Genomic DNA, 1,047 nt, shown 5'->3' on the forward strand with positions numbered 1-1,047 from the left:
TCCAGAGTACCACGAGGCACGTGAAACCTTGTGGGAAGCAGGGTGGACCACCATCCAAGGCTAAATACTACCTGGTGACCGATAGTGAAGCAGTACCGTGAGGGAAAGGTGAAAAGAACCCCGGGAGGGGAGTGAAAGAGAACCTGAAACCCTATGTTTACAAGCAGTTGAAGAGCGTTAAGGCTCGACAGCGTACTTTTTGTAGAACGGTCCGGCGAGTTATTGTACGTAGCAAGGTTAAGTACTAAAGGTACGGAGCCGAAGGGAAACCGAGTCTTAAGAGGGCGTATGAAGTTACGTGCTATAGACCCGAAACCGGGTGACCTACCCATGGACAGGTTGAAGCGGGAGTAAAATCTCGTGGAGGACCGAACCACATGACCGTTGAAAAGGTCTGGGATGAGCTGTGGATGGCGGAGAAATTCCAATCGAACTCGGAGATAGCTGGTTCTCCCCGAAATGACTTTAGGGTCAGCCTCAGGTGCTGACTGGGGCCTGTAGAGCACTGATAGGGCTAGGGGGCCCACCAGCCTACCAAACCCTGTCAAATTCCGAAGGGTCCCAGGTGGAGCCTGGGAGTGAGGGCGCGAGCGATAACGTCCGCGTCCAAGCGCGGGAACAACCGAGACCGCCAGCTAAGGTCCCGAAGTCTGGGCTAAGTGGGAAAGGATGTGGCGTCGCTGAGACAGCCAGGAGGTTGGCTTAGAAGCAGCCATCCTTTAAAGAGTGCGTAATAGCTCACTGGTCGAGTGACGCTGCGCCGAAAATGATCGGGGCTTAAGCCCAGCGCCGAAGCTGCGGGTCTGGGGGGCAACCCTCAGGCGGTAGGGGAGCGTTCCCGATGCCGATGAAGGCCGACCCGTGAGGGCGGCTGGAGGTAAGGGAAGTGCGAATGCCGGCATGAGTAACGATAAACAGGGTGAGAATCCCTGTCGCCGTAAGCCCAAGGGTTCCTACGCAATGGTCGTCAGCGTAGGGTTAGGCGGGACCTAAGGTGAGGCCGAGAGGCGTAGCCGATGGACAACAGGTTGAAATTCCTGTACTACC

General features: G+C 56.2%; 1 rRNA gene. It reads left to right on the forward strand.

Annotation, left to right across the window (positions count from 1 at the left end):
- Positions 1-1,047: ribosomal RNA gene (locus tag N2041_RS14340) — 23S ribosomal RNA — on the forward strand; the annotation flags it as partial.

The sequence above is a fragment of the Tepidiforma sp. genome, assembly GCF_026419595.1.
In the GTDB taxonomy this organism is placed as follows: Bacteria; Chloroflexota; Dehalococcoidia; order Tepidiformales; family Tepidiformaceae; genus Tepidiforma.